The following is a 22,839-nucleotide window of genomic DNA, read 5'->3' on the forward strand; positions in this document are numbered from 1 at the left end:
GCTGATATAGCGTCATTGGCTGAGTTCCTTCGACCAGTTGATAGCGGTGACAAAAAGCCCGAGCGGGTTCTTGCGCAGGGCGTCTGGGGTGCGTGGCGGCTGGATCGTGACGGTGACGATCGCCGACCAGCGCGAGCGCTCGATCAGACTGCCGTCCTGATAGCGGCGCTCGCTCCATGCGATGCGGAAGCTGTCCTTGGACGCGCGGATGACGCTCGAGACATCGACCGCGACCTGGACCTTGCCGACCTCGGCAAAGGGATCGTTGGTGCGCGCATAATCGTTGAGCGCCTGCGCGCCACTGGCGCTCGCAAAGTCATAGGCGCTGAGCCAGTCGGCGCGCAGAACCACCGGATCGGCGGGGATCGATCGGACATGTTCGATGAAGCGCGCGAGGTGGAAAGCGATCTGCGGATCGGCCGGCCGATAGTCGCCATCGGCGGGGGCGACGGCGCGGGCTTCGCCAAGCCGGTCGACTTCCACCACCCAGGGCGTGATCGTTCCGCGCGAAGCCTGCCAGACGAGCCCGGCGGCGAGACCGCCCGACACGACCAGACACCCGAAGAAGGCGAGCCGCCAGTTTTTCGCCTGGACGCGCGCCGATCCGATGCGGTCGTCCCAGACCTGCGCGGCGCGCTGATAAGGGGTCACCGGTTCGGGGCTCTTGCCATAATGTTGGTGCGGTCGTCGGAACATGGTCTCAATCCTTCTGGCTGATGTCGGGGGATGAGCCGGCGCCATGGCTGTCGCCTTGCTTCAGTGTCTGCGCGCCGATCGTGGCGCCGGAGGTAATCGCCTGCCGCCGCTTCATCGCCGCGGCCCATGTCGGCGGTGCCGAAGCGTCGGCGCCGGGAGCAGGCGTCGCCTTCCCGGCCTGTCCCGCGGCAAAGTTCTGGCGGAGGCGCGCTGCGGCCTGGCGCAGCGGCGATCCAGCTCCGCTTGCCGCGTCGCGTGCCACATTGGCCATGCCCGCTCCGAAAGCGCGCATTCCGCTTTTTCCGGCCGCGCCGCGCGCATAGGAGGCCGAGGCCGATCCGGCGGCCCGCGAGGCTCCCGCTGCTCCCTTCCCGGCCATCGACGCAGCGGCACCTGTCGCGAGCGTCGCCCCCGCCGCGCCTGCGGCAATCGTCGCACCGGCGGCGAGCGTGGTGCCGGCAGCGGCGCCTGCTCCCAGCTGCGGACCGCCAGCGACGATGCCATTGGCAACACTCGGTCCAAAGATGCCAAGTCCGAGCAGGGTCAGCGCCCCGAGTGCGATTGCCATCACTTCGCGGATATCGGGCTCGGTGCCGAGTCCGCCCTGCATGAAGCGCTCGAAAAGGGTGACGCCGATCCCGGTGATCATAGCAAGGACGAGCAATTTGATGCCCGAGGAGATGACATGGCCGAGTACCCGCTCGGCCATGAAGGCGGTGCGATTGAAGAAAGCGAAGGGCAGCAGGACGAAGCCTGCGAGCGTCACCAATTTGAATTCCAAAATGGTGACGAAGACCTGCACTGCGAGAATGAAGAAGGCGAGCACGACGATCACCCAGGCGATCAGCAGGATGAGGATCTGGACGAAGTTGGTGAAGAGCCCGACCGGGCCGACAAGGTCGGCGGTCGCATCGAGCAAGGGCTCGGCGGCGTCGAGACCGGTCGCGGCGATCATGCCGGGGCGCATGAAGTCGCCGATCGCGAGTCCGCCGCCGCTCGCCTTCAGCCCAAGCCCTGCGAAGCTTTCGAGCAGGATGACGCTGAGCGCCTGGAAATTGCCGATGATGAAGGCGAAGACGCCGATGTAGAGCGTCTTCTTGACGAGGCGCTGGAGGACATCCTCGTCGGTCCCCCAGGCCCAGAAGAGCGCGGCGATCGTCACATCGATCACGATCAAGGTCGAGGACAGAAAGCCGACCTCGCCGCCGAGCAGCCCGAAGCCGCTGTCGATGTAGGTCGAGAAGACCGAAAGGAAATTGTCGATGACGCCAGTGTCGTTCATTGCTCAGGCCTTCCGGAACGAAAGAAATGGCGCCGCTTCGCCTCCCAGGCCGCCTCGCATGTCGCGTCGGGTTCGGTGACGATGCGGCAGCGACGGAGCGTGTCGCCGAAGTCGGGGGGTGCGTCCGCTCCGGAGATCGGGGGAGCGGACGCACGGGGCGCGGGCGGATCCTGCGCGGCGATGAGGGCAAGGGCCAGCGCAAGGCCCAGGACGATTGCCGCCATCACGAGCCCGCCCGCCCGGCCCATCTCAATTGCCCTTGCGGAAGCGGCGGAAGCGTTCGCGCCCTTCGGCTTCGGCGGCAGCCGCGCGCGCCGCTGCAAGCATTTCGGCGCGGCCCTGCGCGCTCATCACCGCGGCGAGGTCGGTGATCTGTTGCGACTGGATCGCGAGCAGCTGATTACCCGCCTGCGCCGCCTGCAGTGCGCCGGTCGCCGACTGGCTTGCGCCGACGATCGTCGCGATCGACGTGCGGGTGCCGCCCATGTTCGAGACGATGCCGGCCTGCACCTTCATCGCGTCCTCGAAGGCGCCAACGCTGTCCTTCCAGCGCGCCTCGGCATTGGCGACCATATCGGCGGCCGGCCCCGAGAAGGCAGTGCCCTTGTAGCGCTGCTCGAAGCCTTTGCGGATGTCGGTCACGTCATAGGCAATGCCCTCGGCTTCCTTGAGCAGTTGACGGGTCTGGTCGACCTGCGCCTGCAGCTCGCTAAGCGTCGAGACCGGCAGGCTCTGGAGATTGCGCGCCTCGTTGAGCAGGGACGTCGCCTGGTTCTGCAGCTGCTTGATCTGGTTGTTGATCTGCTCGAGCGTGCGCGCGGCGGTCAGGATATTCTGCGAATAATTGCGCGGATCGTGGACGATGCCGCCAAGCTGCGCGCTGGCGGGGGACGTCAGCATCGGCCCGGCCGCGACCGGCAGAACGAGCGCCGAAGCGAGGGCGAAGCGGACGAGATTCTTCTTCATTGGGGGGACTCCTGATTGGGGACGGCGATGGTGGGGAGCAGCTCGGCCGCCCATTCGAGCTTGCGGTGGGAGAGCCAGGCTGCGGCGAAGCCGGCGCGGCCGTGCGCAGCGAACAGCTCGCCGATGCGCGTCTGATCGGTCTTCGATGAGGCGGCGGTGAAGGCGAGAGCGACTTCGCCGAGCCCGAGGTCGAAAAGGCGGTTCCCGCGTCGCGACTGGCAATAATAGTCGCGCTTCGGGGTCGCCCGGCTCAAAATCTCGACCTGCCGGTCATTGAGGCCGAAGCGCTCGTAGATGCGCGCGATCTGCGGTTCGAGCGCACGCTCGTTGGGCAGGAAGATGCGCGTCGGGCAGCTTTCGATAATCGCGGGCGCGATGCTGGAGGTTTCGATGTCCGCGAGGCTCTGGGTTGCGAAGATCACGCTCGCATTCTTCTTGCGCAGCGTCTTCAGCCATTCGCGCAGCTGCGCCGCAAAAGCGGGACTGTCGAGGACGAGCCAGCCCTCGTCGATGATGATGAGCGTCGGCGCGCCGTCGAGCCGCCCCGCGATGCGGTGAAACAGATAGGAGAGGACCGCGCCTGCCGAGGCCGCGCCGACAAGCCCTTCGGTTTCGAAGACCTGCACGCGTGCCTCGCCGAGCCTTTCCTCGTCGGCGTCGAGCAGCCGGCCCCATGGGCCGCCAACCAGATAAGGCGCAAGCGCCTGCTTGAGTTCGATCGACTGCAGCAGCACAGCCAGCCCGGTGAGCGTGCGCTCACCGACCGGCGCCGTCGCGAGCGACGTCAGCGCCGACCAGATATGCTCTTTCGCGGCCGGATCGATATCGACCCCTTCGCCCACAAGCATCGCGGCGAGCCATTCGGCGGCCCAGCTGCGTTCGGCCGCCTCGTCGATCCGCGCGAGCGGCTGGAGCGCCACCCCGCCTTCGCCGTCGTGCAAGGCGCCGCCGAGGTCCTGCCAGTCGCCGCCCATGGCGAGCGCCGCGGCCCGGATCGAGCCGCCGAAATCGAAAGCGAAGATTTGCGCGCCGGCGTAGCGCCGGAATTGCATCGCCATGGCGGCGAGCAGCACCGACTTTCCGGCGCCGGTCGGGCCGACGACGAGGCAATGTCCAACGTCACCGACATGCAGCGAAAGACGGAACGGGGTCGAGCCTTCGGTCTTGCCGTACAGCAAGGGGGCGTCACCGAAATGCTCGTCCCGTTCCGCCCCCGCCCACACCGCCGAGAGGGGGATCAGGTGGGCGAGATTGAGGGTGGAAATGGGGGGCTGGCGGACATTGGCATAGACATGGCCGGGAAGGCTTCCGAGCCACGCCTCGATCGCGTTCATGCCCTCGATCGTGCAGGTGAAGTCGCGACCCTGGATCACCTTCTCAACGAGCCGGAGCTTCTCCGCCGCGAGCGCCGGGTCGGCATCCCAGACCGTGACCGTCGCGGTCACATAGGCGATCCCCGCATGATCGGCGCCGAGTTCCTGAAGCGCGACGTCGGCGTCGGCCGCCTTGTTCGAGGCGTCACTGTCCATCAGCACCGACTGCTCGTTGGTCATCACCTCCTTCAGGATCGCCGCGATCGACTTGCGCTTGGCGAACCATTGCCGCCGGATCCTGGTCAGCAGCTTGGTCGCGTCGGTCTTGTCGAGCATGATCGCGCGCGTCGACCAGCGGTAGGCGAAGGCGAGCCGGTTGAGATCGTCGAGCAGCCCCGGCCACGTCGAGGAGGGAAAGCCGGTGATCGTCAGCGTTCGCAGATGCTGGCGGCCGAGCCGCGGCTCAAGCCCGCCGGCGAGCGGCTCGTCGGTCAGCAGGGCATCGAGATAGACGGGGGTTTCGGGAACACGCACCCGCTGCCGCTTGGTCGAGACGGTGGCGTGCAGATAGGTGAGCGTTCCGGCATCATCCAGCCATTCGGCTTCAGGCATGAAGCCTTCGACGAGATGGAGCAGGCGGTTCGTCCGGTCGGTGAAACTCGCGACATGTTCGCGCGAATCGACGCCCGAACGCGCCATGCCCTCATAAAGCCAGCCTTCCGCGCGCGAGGCATCCTCCGCCGGCGGCATCCACAGAAGGGTCAGATAATAGCGGCTCTCGAAATGCGCCCCTTCCTCCCGGAACTGCTCGCGGCGCTCCATATCGACCAGCGCCGAGGCCGGATCGGGAAACTCCGATTGCGGATAGTCGCTCGCGGGCACGCGCTGCGCTTCGACGAACACCGCCCACCCCGACCCCAGGCGCCGCAGCGCATTGTTGAGCCGCGCGGTGACGGCGACCAGTTCGGCGGGCGTGGCGCTGTCGAGGTCGGGGCCGCGAAAGCGCGCCGTGCGCTGCAGCGAGCCATCCTTGTTCAGCACCACGCCCTCGCCCACGAGCGCGACCCAAGGGAGAAAATCGGCGAGGCGGGCAGATTTCGAGCGATATTCGGCAAGGTTCATCATGGCCGCATCCAGACAGGATATTTGAGGTGGCGCCGGGCGACGTCGACAAACTGGGGATCGCGGCGCGCGGCCCAGACCGAGAGCGCATGGCCGATCGCCCAGATCGCGAGGCCCGCGATCCACAGGCGAAGCCCGAGGCCGATCGCGCCGGCGAGCGTGCCATTGACGATGGCAAGCGATCGCGGCGCTCCGCCGAGCAGGATCGGCTCGGCGAGCGCGCGATGCACCGGCGCGAAGAAGCCCGGGACCTCCTCCATCAGACCAGCGCCCCGCCGCCGAAGGAGAAGAAGGACAGGAAAAAGCTCGACGCCGCGAAGGCGATCGACAGGCCGAACACGATCTGCACGAGGCGCCGGAAGCCGCCCGAGGTGTCGCCGAACGCGAGGCTGAGCCCGGTGACGATGATGATGATCACCGCCACGATCTTGGCTACCGGCCCCTCGATACTCTCGAGGATCGATTGCAGCGGCGCTTCCCATGGCATCGACGAGCCGCCGGCGCGCGCGGGCGCGGAGACGGCGAGCGCGACGAAAAGCGCGGTCGAACAAAGCATGGCGCGGTGCGCGACATGCCGGCAGGCATGGATCATCGGGTTTCTCCTTCGGGGGTGATGAGCTGGGCAACGCGATAGTCGCCGGTTGCGGGGTCGAGCCCCTCGACGCGCGCGAGTTGGGCAAGCCGGCGGCCGGTGCCGTCGCGGACCAGCACGGCGATGAGATCGATGGTCTCGGCGAGGAGCGCACGCGGGACCGAGATCACCGCTTCCTGGATCAGCTGCTCCATGCGGCGGAGCGCGCCGACCGCGCTGCCGGCATGGATCGTACCGATGCCGCCCGGATGGCCCGTACCCCAGGCCTTGAGCAGGTCGAGCGCCTCGGCGCCGCGGACTTCGCCGATCGGAATGCGGTCGGGGCGCAGCCGCAGAGACGAGCGCACCAGGTCCGAGAGCGAAGCGACGCCATCCTTGGTCCGCATCGCGACGAGGTTCGGCGCCGCGCATTGCAGCTCGCGGGTATCTTCGATCAGGACGACGCGGTCCGTCGTCTTGGCGACCTCGGCCAGCAGGGCGTTGGTAAGCGTGGTCTTGCCCGTCCCGGTGCCGCCGGCGACGAGGATGTTCAGCCGGTCGGCGACCCCGCGGCGAAGGACCTCGGCCGCATCCGCGGCCATGATCCCGGCCGCGACATAATCGCCGAGAGAGAAGACGGCGACGGCGGGCTTGCGGATCGCAAAGGTCGGGGCGGCAACCACGGGAGGCAGCAGGCCCTCGAAGCGTTCGCCGCTTTCGGGAAGCTCGGCCGAGACGCGTGGCGCGCCGGCATGCACCTCGGCGCCGACATGATGGGCGACGAGCCGGATGATCCGTTCGCCGTCGGCGGCGGACAGCGAAATGCCGCTGTCGGCGATGCCGTGGCCGAGGCGGTCGACCCAAAGGCGACCGTCGGGATTGAGCATGACCTCGATGACGCGGGGGTCCGCGAGCCACTCGGCGATGGCGCCGCCGAGCGCGGTGCGCAGCATCCGGGCGCCGCGGCCCTGTGCTGCCAGCCGGATCGGTTCTGCGCCCATAAATGTCCCCGTTCTTCTGTCCGGGGCACCTGCGCCCGGCTCGACGGGGATGAGTAAGAGACGCAGAAAAGGTCCCGTTTCAACAGGGATTTGCGTGCGTCAAACAACAGGAAAGAAAGACAGGCGTTAGGAAAGCCGCTTCTCTTCAATTCGGAACGAACTCGCCGCGACTCACCCCGTTGTGACTTGCACTCGGCGGCTTTGTGACAAGAGTGGGACCATGGATGATTCGGGGTCGCACCCAATTGACGAGGAAGATCGCTGGAGCCGCCTGACCGAGAAGCAGCGCGCCTGCCTCGACCTGCTCATCGAACACAAGACCTCGAAAGAGATTGCCCGGTTGCTCGATATTTCGAAGCACACCGTCGACCAGCGGCTCACCACGGCGCGCGATGTCCTCGGCGCGGCTGATCGAAACGAGACTGCTGTGATCTATCGCCGGCTGAAGCAAACATACGACCGAATGACATACGACGCGGTGGGTGTTCCCTTGGCGCCGGCATTGGTGCGATCCGAATTCCCAGACGGAAGCCCGCCCAACCTGATGGAATTGCACGACAGTTCCGAAATGCGGGGCAGGCTATCGAGCAATCGCTCTCCGTTCGGGGATTTGTTGAGGCCCGACCATAGTTCGGCTGCACGTATCGGGATCACGTTGACGGTGGTCGGCGTCATCGTCCTGATAGGGCTTGGCGGACTGTCTATCGGGCAGACGCTTACCGAGCTGCTTACTCGCTGACCCCTTCCATTGTCGCTGAACAGGCCGGAGCGGATGCCGCCTCCGGAACAGGAGAAGTCATGTCCAACGAACTCGCACCCACCGCCGTACGTCTTCAGCAAGATGTAACCGCAGCTGAAACCAGCGTTGACGATACGCTAATCACGATTTCCACTCTCATGAGCAGCGTCGTTGCCGCTCGGCGCGACACACCGGGCGTTCCGGTCGTCAAGGGTCATGCCACCATCCGCCGGCTGGCGACGGCTCAGCTCGCGCTCGTGGACCTCAGCGGCGACATCCACCGCGTCCATGGCGATCTCGTCGACATCGGCCGGGAAACCGCGGGCTATGACCTTCACGAATGCCCGAAGACCGGCCGCTCGAATGTCGTACCGCTTACCGCGGCCGCCTGAGCTCGTTTGACCGAGAGCCATGAGCATGGAAAAGGATGAGGATGCGCATTGCGGCATTCCTGATCTTCATGCTCGTGGCAATCGTCTACGCCCTGCGAAGGGGTGGCGGACCGGAACGGGCGATGGCGTTGATCGCGGCGATGATGATCGCGTCAGACCAAGCGCTCCACCTGCTCATACCGCCAGAATATGCGAGCCTGGACGTCGGCCATCTCGCGATAGATCTCTTCGGGGCGAGTTCCACGATGTTCCTCGCGTTGATAGCCTATCGGTTCTGGCCGATGATTGCGGCGGCCCTCCATATTCTCCCTCTACTTGCCCATCTCAGTCGCACCTTCGACTTTGCACTTCATCCTGCTGCATATCTGATCATGCAGGTGACCACCTCTTGGCTGGTCCCTCCACTGCTCATCGCCGCAACCTGGCGGCATCAACTTCGGGTCAAACGGAACGGCAGCGATCGGTCTTGGCGCGGCTCGTCAGTGCCGTCGAACCGGAAAATTGCGAGCGGATAGCCGCAACGCTTCTCGAGGAATTCCAGAGCATAGGCCGCATCTGGTCTGCGGCGCCTGAAGCGCTTCGCCGCGTACTTGGGGATGCCTCGCCGGTCATATCGTTGATCATCGGTGCGCGGGATGCCGCGCTCGAGACCATGGCCGGCGACCTGCGCGGAATCGCGATCGACCCGTTTAGCCTCGAACTTCGGCGCTATCTCATCGCGTCGATGGGTTCGCTTGCCGACGAAACGCTACGGGTGCTTTTCCTCGACAGTTCCCGGCGGCTGATAGCGGACGAGCGACTGCAGAATGGCGGCCTGAGCCAAGTGGCGGTCCACCCGAGGACGATATTCCGCCGCGCTCTCGAGCATAATGCGGCGGGACTTATCCTTGCCCACAACCATCCAAGCGGCGACCCCACGCCGAGCGAGGACGATATTCTAGTGACCCGGCGCCTCGACCAAATTTCCCGGTCGCTCGACATCGAGATCGTCGATCATATCATCGTGACCTCGGCCTATGCGCATCACATCATCAGCCGCGATGCCATGGCGGGACAGGTGCCCACCTCGATGTCCTACACACTCCGATCCCCGGAACCTCCGCAAGGCACCGGGGACACGGACCTCGCGCTCGCGAACGCTGAGGCGCTCGTTCGCCGCCGCTTCCTGCGGCAACAACTCGTCGGCGCACCGGAACTTTTCGGCGATCCCGCCTGGGAGATGCTCGTCGATCTCTTTATTCACGAGTGCAAGGGCAAGGATCTCTCGATCAGTTCACTTTGCGTAGCGGTCAGCATCCCAATGAGCAGCGCGCTACGCCTGGCGCAAAAGCTCTGCGACGCGGGAATCTTGCGACGCATCGCCGATCCTATCGACGGGCGGCGCAGCATCATCAAATTGGAGCCGGTCATTTCCCACCGGCTCCTCGCCTATTTTTCCCAAGGCGTGGAATAGGCTACGGCTTGGAGATACCGATACGGCCCTCAACAAATGATAGGCAGATCGGCCAGCAGGCTTGGGGTTATGGAGCATGCCAATTACCCGCTCGAAGAAATATGTCTCGGACGAGGCTTTGCGCGCGCTCTTTCGCGAGATCGAAGAAAACACCGAGCTTACAGAGGGCGGCCTCAGCTACACGAGACTGGACTTCGATGAGTTGTTTGAAATCCTCCCCGACGCCTTTTCGGTAACACCCGCGATTAGCCGCTCCGAGGCCATCTCGTTATTCGGAAAAGCGCTGCGACAATGCCGCCACCTGGGGCCTCTGACCGCAGAAGCGATGGTCGAGCGCGCGAACCACATCCACCGCGAGAACTTGGCGGTCCGCGAGCGGAAGTTCACGATGTGGACGAAGTTTCGGGCGAAGGATATGGCCGGCAGGCCAGGATTTCGGCTCACTTGGCAGGGCATAACCATTCGCACTGCCACCCAATTGCCGGCGTGGCTTCGCCTCGACGATTATCTTTTGAATGGTGTGGGACGCATCAATCCGTGGGAGCCGCGGAATTTCGGTTACATCATCCTCTCTTGCGACGAGCGGGACGAAGACAGGGCCGTCGACCGGATGATGGACGCACTGCAACTCGTCCAGGGACTCATAAATCTCCGCGAGACATATGGACGCATGACTTGGTGGGGTGGGAGAAACTGGACCGAAGGGAGCCTCTGGCTCGGGCCAAACCAATTCTTGTTCGAGCGGCGATCCTTCCGGGGCGATGACCGCATCTGGTACAATCCGGACTATGATGAGGATGCGTGGAAGCGCTACCCGCCTGCCATGTCCCGAATTCTCGAAGTCGTGCCTTATGTTCGGCATGCGCTCAAAGCTCTTTCCAATCATCCGTTTCGGGACGTCCTTACCCGGTCAATCATGCTGATGCAGGATGGGTTCTCCTCGCGCGATAGCAGCCACAGGCTGCTCCGCTATTGGTCGTCCTTGGAACAGCTGTACGTCGAGGCAGATGCCAAGGGTCGATCGAACGAAAAAGTCCTTGAACGTGTTCTCTTCGCTGAGCCGGACGCAGCCCTATCAAAATGGAAGCTCGAACATATCGCCCGCTTGCGAAACGACTATGTGCATGCCGGCGGGCCCGGCGACGACCTCCACCATCTCTGCCAGTTTCTCCGCTTGCTCCTCAGCCGGCACTTAAATCACTGGATATTTCAGGGGGGCGATCTCGCAAATCACGCTGCGTTGCTTGCCTACCTCAAACTGCCCGCCCAGCGCAGCAAGCTCGTCGAGCAGAAAGCCCTGATCGATCGACGGATCGCCTTCATCGACAGTCAGAAGCCAAACAAGAGCAAATAGTCACTCGCTTTTGACATCCTCCGACAATTCGCCCCGGAGTCTAGGCCCGCATTCCATCCGGCGCGCAAGCGCGGTGACAAAAGCCTCCCACCGCCGCTTCCCCGTCGCCTGAGCAGCCCCAAGAGCATCATCCGGCAATGGGGCGCTGTTGGTAAGCCAGTGGCGAACGAGCAATGCCAATGTCTCGCCGACCAGCTCGCCCTGCCATTCGATCCGATCGAGCTGGCGGCCCATCCGGTCGAGCCGCCTCGTCACCATTGCCTCAAGGCGCTCGTCATGGTCGGGGGTCAGAAGCGACGCCAGCGCCGCCTCGACGATCTCGGTCCGCGTCAGCCGCCGTTGCTGGGCGCGCTCGGCAACGAGGCGGACGAGCTCGGCGTCGAGCCGGAAGGTCTGTTTGACATGGCCGTGCTTCACAGGTCGATTCCGTCACCCGGATCGAGCGAAGCGGTTCGCGCGTTGCGGGCCATGCGCCGATCCGCTGCCGCGCGCAGGCGGGCGGCGTCGCCCTGGGTGTCGTCTTCGCCGAAATCGAATTCGCCAAGCGCCGGCGGGGGTGGCGGCGCGATATCCTCATGCAGCGGAAGTTCGGGTTCCTGCCGGATCCCGCCATTGGCCGAATCCTCTTCCGGATCGGCAACTGCCGCTGGCTCGCCTTTCTCACCCGATGCCTGCATCGCTGTCCAGTCGTCGGCCCGAACCACCCCGCCATAATCCGGCTTTGGCGGTGGCAATATCCGCCGCGCGAGACGGGGGTCGGCATAATAGCGCGCCTTTTGCCCGCGGATGGGTGGCAGCCCCGAGGCCATCACGATCTCGTCGCCGGGCGGGAGCTGCATGACCTCGCCGGGCGTGAGCAGCGCACGGGCGGTCTCGGTGCGCGAAACCATCAAATGGCCAAGCCAAGGTGACAGGCGGTGACCCGCGTAATTCTTCATCGCCCGCTGCTCGGTCGCCGTGCCGAGCGCGTCGGAAATGCGCTTGGCCGTACGCTCGTCGTTCGTCGCGAAACTCACCCGCACATGGCAATTGTCGAGAATGGCATTGTTGAGGCCATAGGCCTTCTCGATCTGGTTGAGCGACTGGGCAATCAGAAAGGCCTTGATCCCATAGCCTGCCATAAAGGCGAGCGCGCTCTCGAAAAAATCGAGCCGCCCGAGCGCCGGAAACTCGTCGAGCATGAGAAGCAGGCGGCGCGGCCGTGCTGCGGGATTGAGCTCTTCGGTGAGGCGACGACCGATCTGGTTCAAGATCAAGCGCATCAGCGGCTTGGTCCGGCTGATGTCGCCGGGCGGGACGACGAGGTAGAGCGACACGGGTGCGCCGCCCTCCATCAGGTCGGCGATCCGCCACTGCGAGCTCCCCGTGACCTTCGCGATCACCGGATCGCGATAGAGGCCGAGGAAGGACATGGCGGTCGAGAGCACGCCCGACCGTTCATTCTCGCTCTTGTTCAAGAGCTCCTGCGCCGCCGCGGCCACGACGGGATGCACCCGGTCGCCGAGATGCTTCGCCTGCTTCATCCGGTAGAGGGTGGCTTCGATCGGGCGGCGCGGATCGGACAGGAAGGCCGCCACACCGGAGAGCGTCTTGTCCTCCTCAGCATAGAGGACGTGCAGGATCGCGCCGACGAGCAACGCGTGGCTGGTCTTTTCCCAATGGTTGCGCTTCTCGAGGCTCCCTTCGGGGTCGACGAGCACGTCCGCGACATTTTGCACGTCGCGCACTTCCCACTCGCCGCGCCGCACTTCGAGTAGGGGATTATAGGCAGCCGACTTGGCGTTGGTCGGATCGAAGAGCAGGACGCGGCCGTGGAGAGCGCGAAAACCGGCGGTCAGCTGCCAATTCTCGCCCTTGATGTCGTGGACGATGCAACTCCCCGGCCAGGTCAGTAACGTCGGCACGACCAGCCCCACCCCCTTGCCCGAACGTGTGGGCGCGAAGCAGAGGACATGCTCGGCGCCATCATGCCGCAGATACTGGCGCGCGAAGCGGCCGAGGATCACGCCGTCGGGACCGAGCATCCCGGCGCTTCTGATCTCCCGCTCATTCGCCCAGCGCGCCGAGCCATAGGTCTCGGCGCGGCGACGCTCGCGGGCCCGCCAGACCGACATTGCGATCGCGACGATAATCGACAGGAAGCCGCCCGATGCGGCGATTGCCGCGCCGCGGTAAAAGATCGGCGGGGCATAAGCATCATAGGCGAACCACCACCAGAAGAAGGCGGGCGGCGGATAGACGGGATAGCCGTCGATCCGGAACCATGGCGCGCCGAGCGCCGGCTGGAAGCCGAGCGCTCCCGCCGTCCATTGCGTCGCGGTCCACACCGCGGCGGTGACGATGGTGAGGACGATGACGATCTGCCCCCAGAGTATCCGGTCGTTCATTGCTTGCTTCCTTCCTCAGATGCCGATCCCGCGGCCAAGCCCCAGCGCCCAGTCGATCCCGCCCGCCCCCGTCATGGTGCCGGTGACTTGCTTGCCGAGGTGACGCTCGAGGGCGGGGCGCCAAGGCACGAGCTGAAAGCCGAGGCCATCGTCGATCATCGCGAAGCGCCCCGAGGCGAGCGTAACCCGCTCGCGGTAGATGCCCCTCATCCGCTCGCCGGGCGCCGATGGCTGGTGCGTGAGCCCGGTCCGCGCTGCGATCGCCTCGCTCGCGCTCTCCAGATCACGGCGACGGAGGGTCTCGATCAGTCCGGACTCGAGACTCAGTCGCCCGCCTTGCCGTCGTGCGAGCCCTTGCCCTTCGAGAAAGGCTGCACGCTCGGTCAGCGCATCCTGGAGCTCGCGGCCGAAGCCTGCGTTCGCCACTGGATCGCGCGCGAGCAATTGCCGGTCGAGCCATGTCGCCCCGCGCGCCGTCACCTGGTCGGCAAGCGGAAGATCCGAGCGAAGCGCGAGCGACAGCCGCTGCGCACCATCGCGACCGTCCCAGTGCCGCAGCTCGACGATTGCACCGGGCGCGGCATCGCCTGTCCATTCGAGATCGGCGAAGCGCAGATGATGCGTGCGACCATCGGTTCCGTCGACGATAGCGAAGGCCGAGCCCGCAAGTTCGTCATCGAGACCCCGCGCCACGAGCCGCCCCACGATCGGGGTAACGCCCTGACCATCGTGGATCGCGAGCGCAGAGGCATCAAATGCCAATCCTTGGGCCCGCATCTCGCGATGCATTGTCTTGATGATGTCGCCGCGTTCGCCGATCTGGCGAAGCGTCGCTTCGGCGCCGGGATCGATAAGGAAGAGGCCGGGTCCCAGCTTCGTCGCAAGCCCCATCGTCTCGAGCCGCGCCGCGCGGCCGCGCAAATGTCGATCTGCATTCGCCGCCGCACCGTCAGGCCTGAGGTCGACGACCCCGGTCTCGCGTCCGCGCGCGACCAGTTCGACGTCGAGGCCGGTCCAGCGCTCGGCATCGACCTCGCGCCCCTGAGCCTTTTCGATCTGCTGCTCGGTGCGCGGACCAAGCTCGAGCGTGACGATCTCCGCCGCGCGTCCGCGGATGCCTTCGGCGACATAGGTCCGATCGATGACAAGGTCGGAGCCGTCGTCGGTGACCCCGCGCACGAGGATATGGATGTGGGGATTGTCGGTGTTCCAATGATCGACCGCGACCCAGTCGAGCGATGAATCGAGATCGCGCGCCATCTGCTTCATCAGATCGCGCGTGAAGCGCCTGAGGTCCTCCAGCTCGGCGGCATCTTCGGGGCTGACGATGAGCCGGAAGTGGTGCCGGTCGTCGCCGCAGCGCTCGGCGAAGGCGTTCCGATCAGCCGCGTCGCCGTCCGCGTCGAACATCGATGCGTCGCGGCCGTCGCGGGTCACACCATCGCGCTCGAGATAGGCGATGTGGCGTCCTAGCGGCGCCGAACGAAACTGCGCGCCCTTGTGCCGGACGATCCGCGCCATCACTGTCACCCGCCGCTGCGCCGGGCCGCGTCGCATGGCCGCGAGTGCATGCCGGCCGCGGCCATAGCGCCCGGTGCCGCCACGCCGCGCGAGGCCCGGGCGTGAGCGGGTAAAGCCCGAGCGCGCGGCGGCGCGCTTGACCTGCGCGGCGAGCCGCTTGCCCCGCTGGCCCGAACCCGCCCCGGCGTCGCGCCCCCGTCCCGGCCGAACGCGAAAATCCTGGTCGTCGTTGCTCATGACGGCATTGCCAGATTGCAAGCCATTGAGACTATGAGATAAAGCTGCTGAGCATATGGCCGCACCCGGCCGGTGCCATATGGAAAAGCGACATCAAACCAACCACATACCGCCAGCGAGCTGGCAGGTCTTTTATCTTGCCCTCGCTCCCTTCTCCTCCAGCCGCACCAGCTGCGCCCGAAACAAGATCGAGCGGCATGGGCCTCAAATTCGGACAAGAGCCTCATCGGTCGCTGCCGGAACGCGGGACGAAGAGAGGCGAGAGGGAACGTTCAGTCGGCGGCGAAGCTGCCGCCGCGACGGGCTCGCCCTGCAACGCCGGTGCAGCGAAGCTGTCCGGATCGCCACTGTCGGCCTGTCCCGCGAAAAGCGCAGAACTGCGCCAGCCAGCGCGCTCGCGATGCGGCGCGGAAGCGAGGGGAGCGATGCTCGATGCGCCGATCGTCGGCGCGATGGCTGCAACATAGGCGATCGTTTCGGCGGGGAGGCCGCGCCGTCCCGCTGCATAGGAATCGGCACGCCCGGGTCCCGCGTTATAGGCAGCGAGCATCAGGCGGACGTCGCCATAGCGGTCCCACATCGCGCGCAGATAGGCCGCGCCGCCCAGAATGTTCGCACGCGCGTCGAAGGGATTGTTGCCGAGACGGTGGCGCGCGGTGAGCATGGCCCAGGTCGCGGGCATGATCTGCATTACGCCCATCGCTCCGGCATGCGACACAGCGCGGGCGTTGCCGCGGCTTTCAACATGCATCACGCGCCAGATCCAGACTTCCGGAATGCCGAAGCGTAGCGAGGCTTCCGCGACATGGGTCGCATATGGATGCGCCGCGCCTGGCGCAGCCGGCGCCGCGCGCGCATCCCCGACCACGAAGCAAAGCGGCGCAAGGAAGACCAAAGCGGCGGCGATGCGCGCGGCGCGGACGCGCGCCGAGCGAGCCGGACGCGTCACGGCTCAGGCCTTGTCGCGCGGCACCGGCCGCGACCAGAGGAGATGATATTCGTCCTCATTCTGCGTCGAGCGCAGCAGGTTCGCGCTTATCGGCGCGCCGAGCGCCGGGTCGTCGATCTGCAGCGCGATATAGGAGCCGGCGCGCTCGCCGCGCCGCTCCCAGCCCGCTCCGATCTCGATCCCGGTGTCGGCTTCGACGAGCAGGACGCGCCACGCGGGCGCGTTCTCGGCGGCGGATGGCTGCGCCGGGACGATCGCGATCATGGCATCGAGGAGGAGCGTGCGAATTTGGCCCGCAAAGCCGTCGTCTGCGGATTGGAAGTTGCCGATGATCATGACGTGGGTTCCTTTTCGTCGGGGGTGGAAGCGGAAGAGAGGGAGGTCGGGCGCCAGCGCAGCGGCGCGCCCGGTGCATCGCGTGTGAGCAGCGGATGCGCGGTGCCGATCACCGAGGCGGCGGGCAGCGGACCAAAATAGCGACCGTCGAAACTGTCGGGCGCGGTACCGAGAAGAAAGAGCTCGCCGCCCTGGAGCCGGCGACAGCCGAGCCAGCGCGGCAGCGGCCGGCCCAGCCGGTCGCGATCGCGCGCGCGTGCCACGCCGGCGCCGTCGATCGTCAGGAAGTCGCCGCTGCGGCAGACAAGCGCGCCCTCGGCTGCGGCAACGCGCTTCAGCAAGGGCACGCCGCGCGGCAGATAGCCGCGGGCCGCGAGCAGCGAAGCGACATCTTTGGGCGGCTCGGCAAGCACGATGTCGCCGGCCACCGGGTGGCGGCCGACATCGACGCGGTAGAAGCCAAGCGGCATGCTCGCGCTCGCATTCCAGACGAGCCTGGGCTGCGGCGCGAGCGCAGCGACCGCGCCGAACAGCCCGGCGAACAGCGCGCCTGAGACAAGCGTCGCGTGAAGCCAGCGCCGCGTCATGACTCGATCGCTTTGCGGCGTAGCCATGCGTCGTGCCGGTCGCGGCCATAGGCCCGAAACGGCAAGCCCGCGGCAAGCTGGCTGCCGATGTGGCGCCAATGATCGGGCGCGACATCGCACGGATCGACGCCGCTGGCTTCAATCGCATCGATCGCTTTCAGAACCTGCTCGACCTTCGGCCAGCCGTCGACCCGCAGCAGCAGTTCGCCGCCCGGACGTACAAAGGGGTAAGTAGCGTAAGGCGACCCCGGCTCGACCGCCGCGACGATGGCAATGCTCGAATGGATCGTGCCGAAGTCGTTCGACGTCCAGCGGACGAAGGCGAATATCGCACCGGGCCGGAAGGAAGAAATGCGGGTTCGGCGATCGACGACCTGGTCGGCGGCGACGCGGCCAAAGCGAATCCACTGCTCGAGGCGACGCTCGATCCAGGTCAGCTCAACGTCGGTCAAGCCGCTGGCCGCCGACGGCGCGCCGACCGCCACGGCGCTGTCAGGCGTATCCCGATAGCGCGGCTGCGAAGCAGCGAACGCGCGCATCAGCGGCGCACCGGGCGTGCCGGATGGATGAAGCCATTGCCCGGGTCCGATGTCGAAGTCTTGCGGCCGAGATCGGCCCAAGCGTCGAGATCGGCAATCGCATAGACGATGCGGCCGCCGAGCTTGTGATAGCGGGGCCCCGTTCCGTAGCAACGATGCTTTTCGAGGGTGGTCGGCGAGAGGCCGAGATGAACGGCGGCTTCGGGCGTCTTGAGATAGCGCGGGACAATGGGTGCGGCATTATAGGACAAGGGAAGGCTCCTGGCATGTGCCGAAGACCGTGGCGGGCTGCGGCAGCGAGGAGACGAGAATGGAAAAGCAGGGACCCGTTTCGGAACGGACAAAGCGCCGATGCTCGGAATGTCCCGATCAGCTGCCGAGGAGCGCCCTGTAGCCGCCGTCGCGCATCGCGATCGCGGCGCGCTGCCAGCGAGCGATTCGCCGACGCTCGCTCGACCCGTCCCATTCGGCAGCGGAGAAGGTTCGGGCGCCCTCGAAGATCAGCGTCGCCGCGATGTCGCGCGGGGCGGCGCCTTCGGCCATCGCGTCGAGAAGGCGAAGCCATTGGACGAGGCGCCAATGTTCGGTCGCGCCGGGACGGCCGGCGCCGCCGGGACGGTGGCGAGACCGTCCGGCGAGCGCGCGCTGCACCGCCGAGGCGAGAGCGAGGCGCAGGTCTATGTGCCGATCCGCCGGGCTCGCATAGGCGAGCGGCTCATTGGCGATGCAGCGCCGGACCCAGAGACGGTAGCGCCGACCGCCGCCGAGGAGGACAAGATGCCAATCGTCGGGCGCCAGCAGCTCCGCGGCGACGTCCGCGGCATCGACAAGATCGGCGAGCCGCGCCGCGGCAAAGCCGGCGGCGGCGGGTTCGGCTATCGCGACAAGCGCGCACGCCTGCGGCCGCCACAAGGCGGGCGCGGCGTCTGCGGGCAAGTCGGGGTCAGGGGCGAAAGACCAACCCCCAGCGGTCGGCAAGCTCTGCGAGCCGGCCTCCCCGACTGCGGCGGGGAAGCGATTTCGCTTCCGCATAGGCTGCACGATAGCGGGGACTTCGGCGCAGGAACTCCTGCGCGAAATCCGCGCGATCATATAGTTCGAATATCTTCGGAAAATATGGCGACTGCCATCCAGCTGCCTGATCCATTCGCGCCTCCGACCCGTTTGAGGAGAATAAACCGCGGAATTTCAGCCGGTTTCATGTTCGAGCGGCGACATGGTTACCAGCGCACAAGGGACGTTGCTTACCGCAAAACCGCATCGATCCCGCACGCTATCGCGCTCAATCTGGATGTAACATCGCCCGGCCGGAGCCGGGCGATGGGATGCGGGATCAATTGTCGCCGCGGCGGGGCTGACGGGTCCAGACCAGGTCATATTCGCCCTCTTCGCCCGAGAAGAGCTGGGCGAAGATCGGGGCGACGAAGCTCGGGTCGTCGAGCTTGACCGAAAGATAGGAGCGTTTGTCCTGGCTCGTCTTCTGCCAGGCCGCACCGACCTCGGCGTCGCCGACGAGGACGCGGTGGCTCGGCGCATTGCCGCTGGCGTTTGTCTCGGGGACGATGCGGACCGATTTGGCCTGCACCGAAAGGGTGATGATCTGGCCGCGATACTCTCCCGAAACCAGTTTGAAGCTGCCGATCTTGCTCATGACGATATCCTTTTCTGCATCTCGGGCCGCACCAGCGCGGCCTCGATGCGCATCGGCAGCCGGCAAGGGATCGCGCGGCAGCCCTTGGGCCCGGAGCAAAGCGGAGGACGGCGGCGGCAAGAGTTTCTTGTCTCGCGAGGAACGGCGGCACGCCGGGGGAAGAAAGTCGCGATCGCCGCCGTTGCGGCTAGCGATCCAGCGTCAGCGGCTTGCCGGCAGATCGCGCAAATTGAAGAGGCCGGGCTGGTGCGGCGCTGCGGGAAGGAAGATCAATTGCGAACGGCGGCTTCTGGAAACGGGCGATGAAGCCATGACCTCGTGCTTATGATACGGCCCTGATCGCATCGGGCGCCGGGCAATCGTCGTTCGGCGTTCCGAGACTCCGCCATGCGGCGACCGCGGCTGTCAGAGCCCCGAGAAAACCGAGCCACTCGAGCGCGGGGCTATCGGCAAGGGCAAGACCGCCGAGGCCTTTTGCAGCCTGATATCCGGCAAAGCCTGCCGGAAGGGCAAAGGCGAGCACGACGAGGCCGCGATAGAATGGCGGGAGCATCGCGCAGAGTAAGCGTCCCGTCACGAGGATGAAAATAGCCAGAAGCAGCCCCGCGACGATCGCGGTGATATGGCCATAGCCCAGACCCAGCATCCACAAGCCGGCGCCGATGCCGGCGTAGAGCGGCAGCGCGATCGAGGCGAGCCGGAACATGAGGATGATGAGATAGAGACCGGCCGCGGTCCCGAGGATGATCATAAAGGTCACAAGCGTCCTCCGGTCGGACGCGCTCTCCACCACCACCACAGCGCAATCTGCTCCGCAGACATAGCAAAAAGGCCCCGAAGGCGGAACCGGAAGTGGAACCACCTTGGGGCGAAATCTCGCAGCGGATCAGCGATTGAACGGGTCATATTCGCAAACGATACAGGCGGGGTCGCCGTCGAATTCGTCGAGAGGCATGACCGCGAAGCCCTGTGAGGTTTCGATCAGGACGATGATGACCATCATCGTGCGGGCGAGGCTCCAGCCGAGCGATTGGGCGGTGGAAAGCGGCATATCGAGGCTCCTGTCCTGGAGCGGGTCCATTCCCGCTCGACAGTCGCCCCGACGGACGGGGACAGGCCGCAGTCACCGCGGCGCAGCCGCGGCCCAAGCTCGCGCAGGGACCCCATAGGGGTTGACTGTAGGAGGCCGGGCCTCGGCCAAGGGAATAGCGGCAATCGAGAGCGGGCCGACCCGCGTTGGATAGGCTGGCTAGCGCTCTCCAGCTCGCCTTTGCAGGAGCCGCCTCAAACAGTCTTTAGTGATGGCACAAGCTTCGATCGAATTTGGACGAGCGTAGTCACCTGGCGCGCCATGAAGGATCGCACGAGGCCGGCGAGGCGCTCGTTGATCTTGTCTTCGCCGCCGTAAAAGAGCTTGCGGTTCTTGAAGCGCTCGAATTGTCCATTTATCCGGTCGGGCATCAGGAGGAAGCGCTCGATGGCTTTCCCGTCCTTTATGATTTCATAGGCCTTGGGCATGTCGTCCAACAGGCCATCATGGATGAGTAGATTTCGGATAAGTTCGATCTCCGACACTTCATCGCACGCCTCGAACAGCGTCCCCGCCTTGTCCAGCCTCAGCCGTTTGCGATCGCCGAAAAGGAAATTGGTGCATCGCAGTTTCGGATAGGATTTGAACTCCGAGTGCAGCTCTTCGACCTCGCGAGCTAATTTGGCGAGATAGTCGAGGAGGCTATGCAGTCTGATGAAGAGGAAGCCGAGTGTCGAGTTCAGCATCGTGACTTGGGGAGACGTGCTCCAGCGCACCCCATCTTCCTGCTCGATCCCGGGCGTGAAGAAGGGTTCGAGGTTGAGGATGCGATAGAACTCTCCGGTCAGCTGACTGACCTCTTTCGTACATTCCTGGATCGCCGAAACAAGCATTCGCGTGTCGTAAAGATAGAGGAACTTGTAGAGGTCGGGCATGTCGGCGAACATCGTCAGGAATTGCTCGAAATCGTCGCGACTTACTTTGGCTTCGGAATTCAAGCCCGCCTGAGCCAGGAAACTGGGCACGAACGGCAGCCGCGCATAATAGGTCTCGAGGCCGCCGAATATTCGGTCGGCAAGGTCGTCATGAAGCCGAACACATTGTTCTTCGATTGCATATAGGCCGTCATCGACCGCCGGACGCCAACCGCCCATGGGCTCTTGGAAGAAACATTCACCTTGCAGTCCGTCGGAGAATCGTCCCGGCACTCCATTGATCTTGAGGATCGGCGCGTCGGGCGCGGGCCATTCCGATGTTACCGGGTTCGCCATGGTCAAGTTGTCGTGTTTCCTAGATGCACGTCGGCCTTCGTGACGTTCGGCTTGGCTGCGGCATCGACGAGGAATGTCACGGCCGCTTTCGGCGACCGCGTGACGAACACCGACGTTTGAAATTTCTTCTCCGTGGCCAGTTGCTTCATCAGCGGCATCAAAGGCTTTCGCTTGTCTACTGGCACGTCGGTCGGCCAATATTGATCGCCGCAGGGGCGGTCCCAGTATCCGCCTGCATTATAGAAGACCATGGGCGTCGGAGACTGCCCCTCACCGAGATAGTAATTTTGCGTCGCGTCTTGGAATATCTCCTGAACGGTCCCCCCATTTCCTTCGAAGAAGATGATGCCCTTGTTCGCTAGCGTCACGAGGCCGTCTTCGCGAAGGCTGTTGAAGAACATCTTCGCGTGATAGCCCGCAAACAAATTGGGCGGTTCATGCCCGTATAGCCAAGTTGGTATGCCAAGGCTGAACTTGGACGCGGGTGGGTCGTCCGTCCAGCTCCCCAGGATTTTGGCTCGGACCGCCATCGCCGTGGAGCGCCATTCCTTGCTCTCAAAATCCTGGTGCGTCAGCATGGCTTTGACCGCCGCAACTACCTTCGCGTCTTCACCGGCAAGGAGAGCGCCAAGATTGCCGGCTTCCATCACGCCTGGGCCCCCGCCGGTCAGGATTAGAAACCCCGCCTCGGTCAGCCGTTTCGCGATCTCTACACACTCCCAATAGACGTCCTGCTTCGCCGCCTCGACGTCTGCACTGCTTTGCTCGCGTCTGAAGTCGTGCCCTCCCATGATCGCAACGACTTTCTTGCCTTGCAAATATTTGAGCAGCGCTTGCTCTTGCACTGTGTCGTGCATCCGAGCCGCCATTACCTGAACGGGGGTCAGGGTTCTGGGAACATTCTTCTTCTTGTTGAAGAAATCAAAGCCCTGCCAGTCTGGCGTTCCATCCCAACCGGGCTGCCCGTTTTGTCCCGGAACCGGGTCCCATTTGGATCCGTCATCCTCCATCCCGTCGTAGAGATCGGCGACGGTATAAATTCCCGGCGCAAAGGCAGGCAGCTTGGACGGGAGCGCGGGCAGTTCCGTCACCAACGCGGCATTTTCGGCACCTATCTTTGCATACAGGACTGGCCCGATGCCGCACCCCATGAAGGCGGAGCCCGCGACTGAGACTTTGGCGAACTCGGCGTCCAGCGCCGTCAGGTCGACACTCTGCAAGGTTGCCGGTTCCGTCGCGCCGCCGCGGAGCCAGATCTTGGCGTCCTCGATGCTGTCTATGAATATCATGCCCTCGTCCTCCCCATCGCTCAGGCTATCCGACCTCGCGCAGAATCCGGAGTCCTTTCGCACCCGAATTGGGATCGATCTCGTTCCAAAGGCAAGTGCCTCGAATGGACCCGCCCGCGCTCGGGTGATATTCGTAGAAGGGATCGACAGATG

28 protein-coding genes are annotated in these 22,839 nt (G+C 65.0%); 5 read left to right on the forward strand and 23 right to left on the reverse strand.

Annotated elements, in window-relative coordinates; genetic code table 11:
- Positions 1-12 precede the first annotated feature (12 nt).
- Genes trbF through trbB form a run of 8 tightly spaced genes read right to left on the reverse strand, consistent with a single transcriptional unit; the run spans position 13 to position 6,951 of the window.
- Complete coding sequence (gene trbF / locus NP825_RS19770; protein ID WP_257546862.1) at positions 13-696, reverse strand: conjugal transfer protein TrbF; 684 nt, start codon at positions 694-696, stop codon at positions 13-15.
- A 4-nt stretch (positions 697-700) separates the two neighbouring features.
- Positions 701-1,978, reverse strand: a complete 1,278-nt coding sequence (gene trbL / locus NP825_RS19775) for a P-type conjugative transfer protein TrbL (RefSeq protein WP_257546864.1) — start codon at positions 1,976-1,978, stop codon at positions 701-703.
- The gene (gene trbK-alt, locus NP825_RS19780) at positions 1,975-2,202 is read right to left on the reverse strand and encodes a putative entry exclusion protein TrbK-alt (RefSeq protein ID WP_257546866.1); all 228 of its coding nucleotides are present in this window, start codon (positions 2,200-2,202) and stop codon (positions 1,975-1,977) included. Before trbK-alt ends, trbL begins: the two co-directional genes overlap by 4 nt.
- Before the next feature lie 25 nt (positions 2,203-2,227).
- On the reverse strand, positions 2,228-2,944 hold the full coding sequence (gene trbJ, locus NP825_RS19785) for a P-type conjugative transfer protein TrbJ (protein WP_257546868.1): 717 nt from the start codon (positions 2,942-2,944) through the stop codon (positions 2,228-2,230).
- Positions 2,941-5,382, reverse strand: coding sequence for a conjugal transfer protein TrbE (gene trbE / locus NP825_RS19790; protein ID WP_257546870.1), 2,442 nt, complete (start codon positions 5,380-5,382; stop codon positions 2,941-2,943). Before trbE ends, trbJ begins: the two co-directional genes overlap by 4 nt.
- Complete coding sequence (locus NP825_RS19795; RefSeq protein WP_257546873.1) at positions 5,379-5,639, reverse strand: VirB3 family type IV secretion system protein; 261 nt, start codon at positions 5,637-5,639, stop codon at positions 5,379-5,381. Before NP825_RS19795 ends, trbE begins: the two co-directional genes overlap by 4 nt.
- Positions 5,639-5,971 carry a TrbC/VirB2 family protein gene (locus NP825_RS19800; RefSeq protein ID WP_257546875.1) on the reverse strand — a complete coding sequence of 111 codons (333 nt, stop codon included), beginning with the start codon at positions 5,969-5,971 and terminating at the stop codon, positions 5,639-5,641. Before NP825_RS19800 ends, NP825_RS19795 begins: the two co-directional genes overlap by 1 nt.
- The gene (gene trbB / locus NP825_RS19805; protein WP_257546877.1) at positions 5,968-6,951 is read right to left on the reverse strand and encodes a P-type conjugative transfer ATPase TrbB; all 984 of its coding nucleotides are present in this window, start codon (positions 6,949-6,951) and stop codon (positions 5,968-5,970) included. Before trbB ends, NP825_RS19800 begins: the two co-directional genes overlap by 4 nt.
- Before the next feature lie 220 nt (positions 6,952-7,171).
- Between trbB and NP825_RS19810 the strand changes: the two genes are divergently transcribed.
- The 5 genes from NP825_RS19810 (at position 7,172) to NP825_RS19830 (ending at position 10,889) form a co-directional block, all read left to right on the forward strand.
- A complete protein-coding gene (locus NP825_RS19810) occupies positions 7,172-7,690 on the forward strand; it encodes a helix-turn-helix transcriptional regulator (RefSeq protein WP_257546880.1) in 519 nt (172 codons plus the stop codon).
- Positions 7,691-7,749: 59 nt separating this feature from the next.
- On the forward strand, positions 7,750-8,082 hold the full coding sequence (locus tag NP825_RS19815; RefSeq protein ID WP_257546882.1) for a hypothetical protein: 333 nt from the start codon (positions 7,750-7,752) through the stop codon (positions 8,080-8,082).
- A 41-nt stretch (positions 8,083-8,123) separates the two neighbouring features.
- The gene (locus NP825_RS19820) at positions 8,124-8,597 is read left to right on the forward strand and encodes a hypothetical protein (protein WP_257546885.1); all 474 of its coding nucleotides are present in this window, start codon (positions 8,124-8,126) and stop codon (positions 8,595-8,597) included.
- Entirely contained in the window at positions 8,549-9,535 is a 987-nt protein-coding gene (locus NP825_RS19825) for a RadC family protein (RefSeq protein ID WP_257546887.1), read from the forward strand. Before NP825_RS19820 ends, NP825_RS19825 begins: the two co-directional genes overlap by 49 nt.
- Before the next feature lie 76 nt (positions 9,536-9,611).
- Complete coding sequence (locus NP825_RS19830) at positions 9,612-10,889, forward strand: hypothetical protein (RefSeq protein ID WP_257546889.1); 1,278 nt, start codon at positions 9,612-9,614, stop codon at positions 10,887-10,889.
- On the opposite strand, the gene NP825_RS19835 is transcribed toward NP825_RS19830, so the two are convergent.
- From NP825_RS19835 to NP825_RS19900, 15 genes are all read right to left on the reverse strand, one after another.
- Entirely contained in the window at positions 10,890-11,306 is a 417-nt protein-coding gene (locus NP825_RS19835; protein WP_257546920.1) for a ribbon-helix-helix protein, CopG family, read from the reverse strand. It lies immediately after the preceding gene.
- The gene (locus NP825_RS19840; RefSeq protein WP_257546922.1) at positions 11,303-13,276 is read right to left on the reverse strand and encodes a conjugal transfer protein TraG; all 1,974 of its coding nucleotides are present in this window, start codon (positions 13,274-13,276) and stop codon (positions 11,303-11,305) included. Before NP825_RS19840 ends, NP825_RS19835 begins: the two co-directional genes overlap by 4 nt.
- 15 nt (positions 13,277-13,291) lie before the next feature.
- Positions 13,292-15,034, reverse strand: coding sequence for a DUF3363 domain-containing protein (locus NP825_RS19845; RefSeq protein WP_257546924.1), 1,743 nt, complete (start codon positions 15,032-15,034; stop codon positions 13,292-13,294).
- Between the two features lie 223 nt (positions 15,035-15,257).
- Positions 15,258-15,902, reverse strand: coding sequence for a lytic transglycosylase domain-containing protein (locus NP825_RS19850; RefSeq protein WP_257551565.1), 645 nt, complete (start codon positions 15,900-15,902; stop codon positions 15,258-15,260).
- A gap of 84 nt (positions 15,903-15,986) precedes the next feature.
- The gene (locus tag NP825_RS19855; RefSeq protein ID WP_257546926.1) at positions 15,987-16,319 is read right to left on the reverse strand and encodes a DUF736 domain-containing protein; all 333 of its coding nucleotides are present in this window, start codon (positions 16,317-16,319) and stop codon (positions 15,987-15,989) included.
- Positions 16,316-16,906 carry a S26 family signal peptidase gene (locus NP825_RS19860; protein ID WP_257546928.1) on the reverse strand — a complete coding sequence of 197 codons (591 nt, stop codon included), beginning with the start codon at positions 16,904-16,906 and terminating at the stop codon, positions 16,316-16,318. The genes NP825_RS19855 and NP825_RS19860 overlap by 4 nt, the downstream gene beginning before the upstream one ends.
- Positions 16,903-17,445 carry a DUF2840 domain-containing protein gene (locus tag NP825_RS19865; protein ID WP_257546930.1) on the reverse strand — a complete coding sequence of 181 codons (543 nt, stop codon included), beginning with the start codon at positions 17,443-17,445 and terminating at the stop codon, positions 16,903-16,905. The genes NP825_RS19860 and NP825_RS19865 overlap by 4 nt, the downstream gene beginning before the upstream one ends.
- Positions 17,445-17,696, reverse strand: a complete 252-nt coding sequence (locus NP825_RS19870; RefSeq protein ID WP_257546932.1) for an AlpA family transcriptional regulator — start codon at positions 17,694-17,696, stop codon at positions 17,445-17,447. Before NP825_RS19870 ends, NP825_RS19865 begins: the two co-directional genes overlap by 1 nt.
- Positions 17,697-17,814: 118 nt before the next feature.
- Positions 17,815-18,381, reverse strand: a complete 567-nt coding sequence (locus NP825_RS19875; protein WP_257546934.1) for a DUF2285 domain-containing protein — start codon at positions 18,379-18,381, stop codon at positions 17,815-17,817.
- Between the two features lie 7 nt (positions 18,382-18,388).
- A complete protein-coding gene (locus tag NP825_RS23680; protein ID WP_374046512.1) occupies positions 18,389-18,592 on the reverse strand; it encodes a transcriptional regulator domain-containing protein in 204 nt (67 codons plus the stop codon).
- 186 nt (positions 18,593-18,778) lie between these two features.
- Positions 18,779-19,096: a DUF736 domain-containing protein gene (locus tag NP825_RS19880; protein WP_257546937.1), complete on the reverse strand. Its 318-nt coding sequence runs from the start codon at positions 19,094-19,096 to the stop codon at positions 18,779-18,781.
- Positions 19,097-19,418: 322 nt separating this feature from the next.
- The gene (locus tag NP825_RS19885) at positions 19,419-19,856 is read right to left on the reverse strand and encodes a hypothetical protein (protein ID WP_257546939.1); all 438 of its coding nucleotides are present in this window, start codon (positions 19,854-19,856) and stop codon (positions 19,419-19,421) included.
- A gap of 126 nt (positions 19,857-19,982) precedes the next feature.
- A complete protein-coding gene (locus NP825_RS19890; protein WP_257546941.1) occupies positions 19,983-20,147 on the reverse strand; it encodes a hypothetical protein in 165 nt (54 codons plus the stop codon).
- 233 nt (positions 20,148-20,380) lie between these two features.
- Positions 20,381-21,403: a hypothetical protein gene (locus NP825_RS19895; protein ID WP_257546943.1), complete on the reverse strand. Its 1,023-nt coding sequence runs from the start codon at positions 21,401-21,403 to the stop codon at positions 20,381-20,383.
- On the reverse strand, positions 21,400-22,686 hold the full coding sequence (locus NP825_RS19900) for an LOG family protein (protein WP_257546945.1): 1,287 nt from the start codon (positions 22,684-22,686) through the stop codon (positions 21,400-21,402). The genes NP825_RS19895 and NP825_RS19900 overlap by 4 nt, the downstream gene beginning before the upstream one ends.
- Positions 22,687-22,839: the final 153 nt, after the last annotated feature.

Source organism: Sphingopyxis sp. DBS4 (genome assembly GCF_024628865.1).
GTDB lineage: Bacteria > Pseudomonadota > Alphaproteobacteria > Sphingomonadales > Sphingomonadaceae > Sphingopyxis.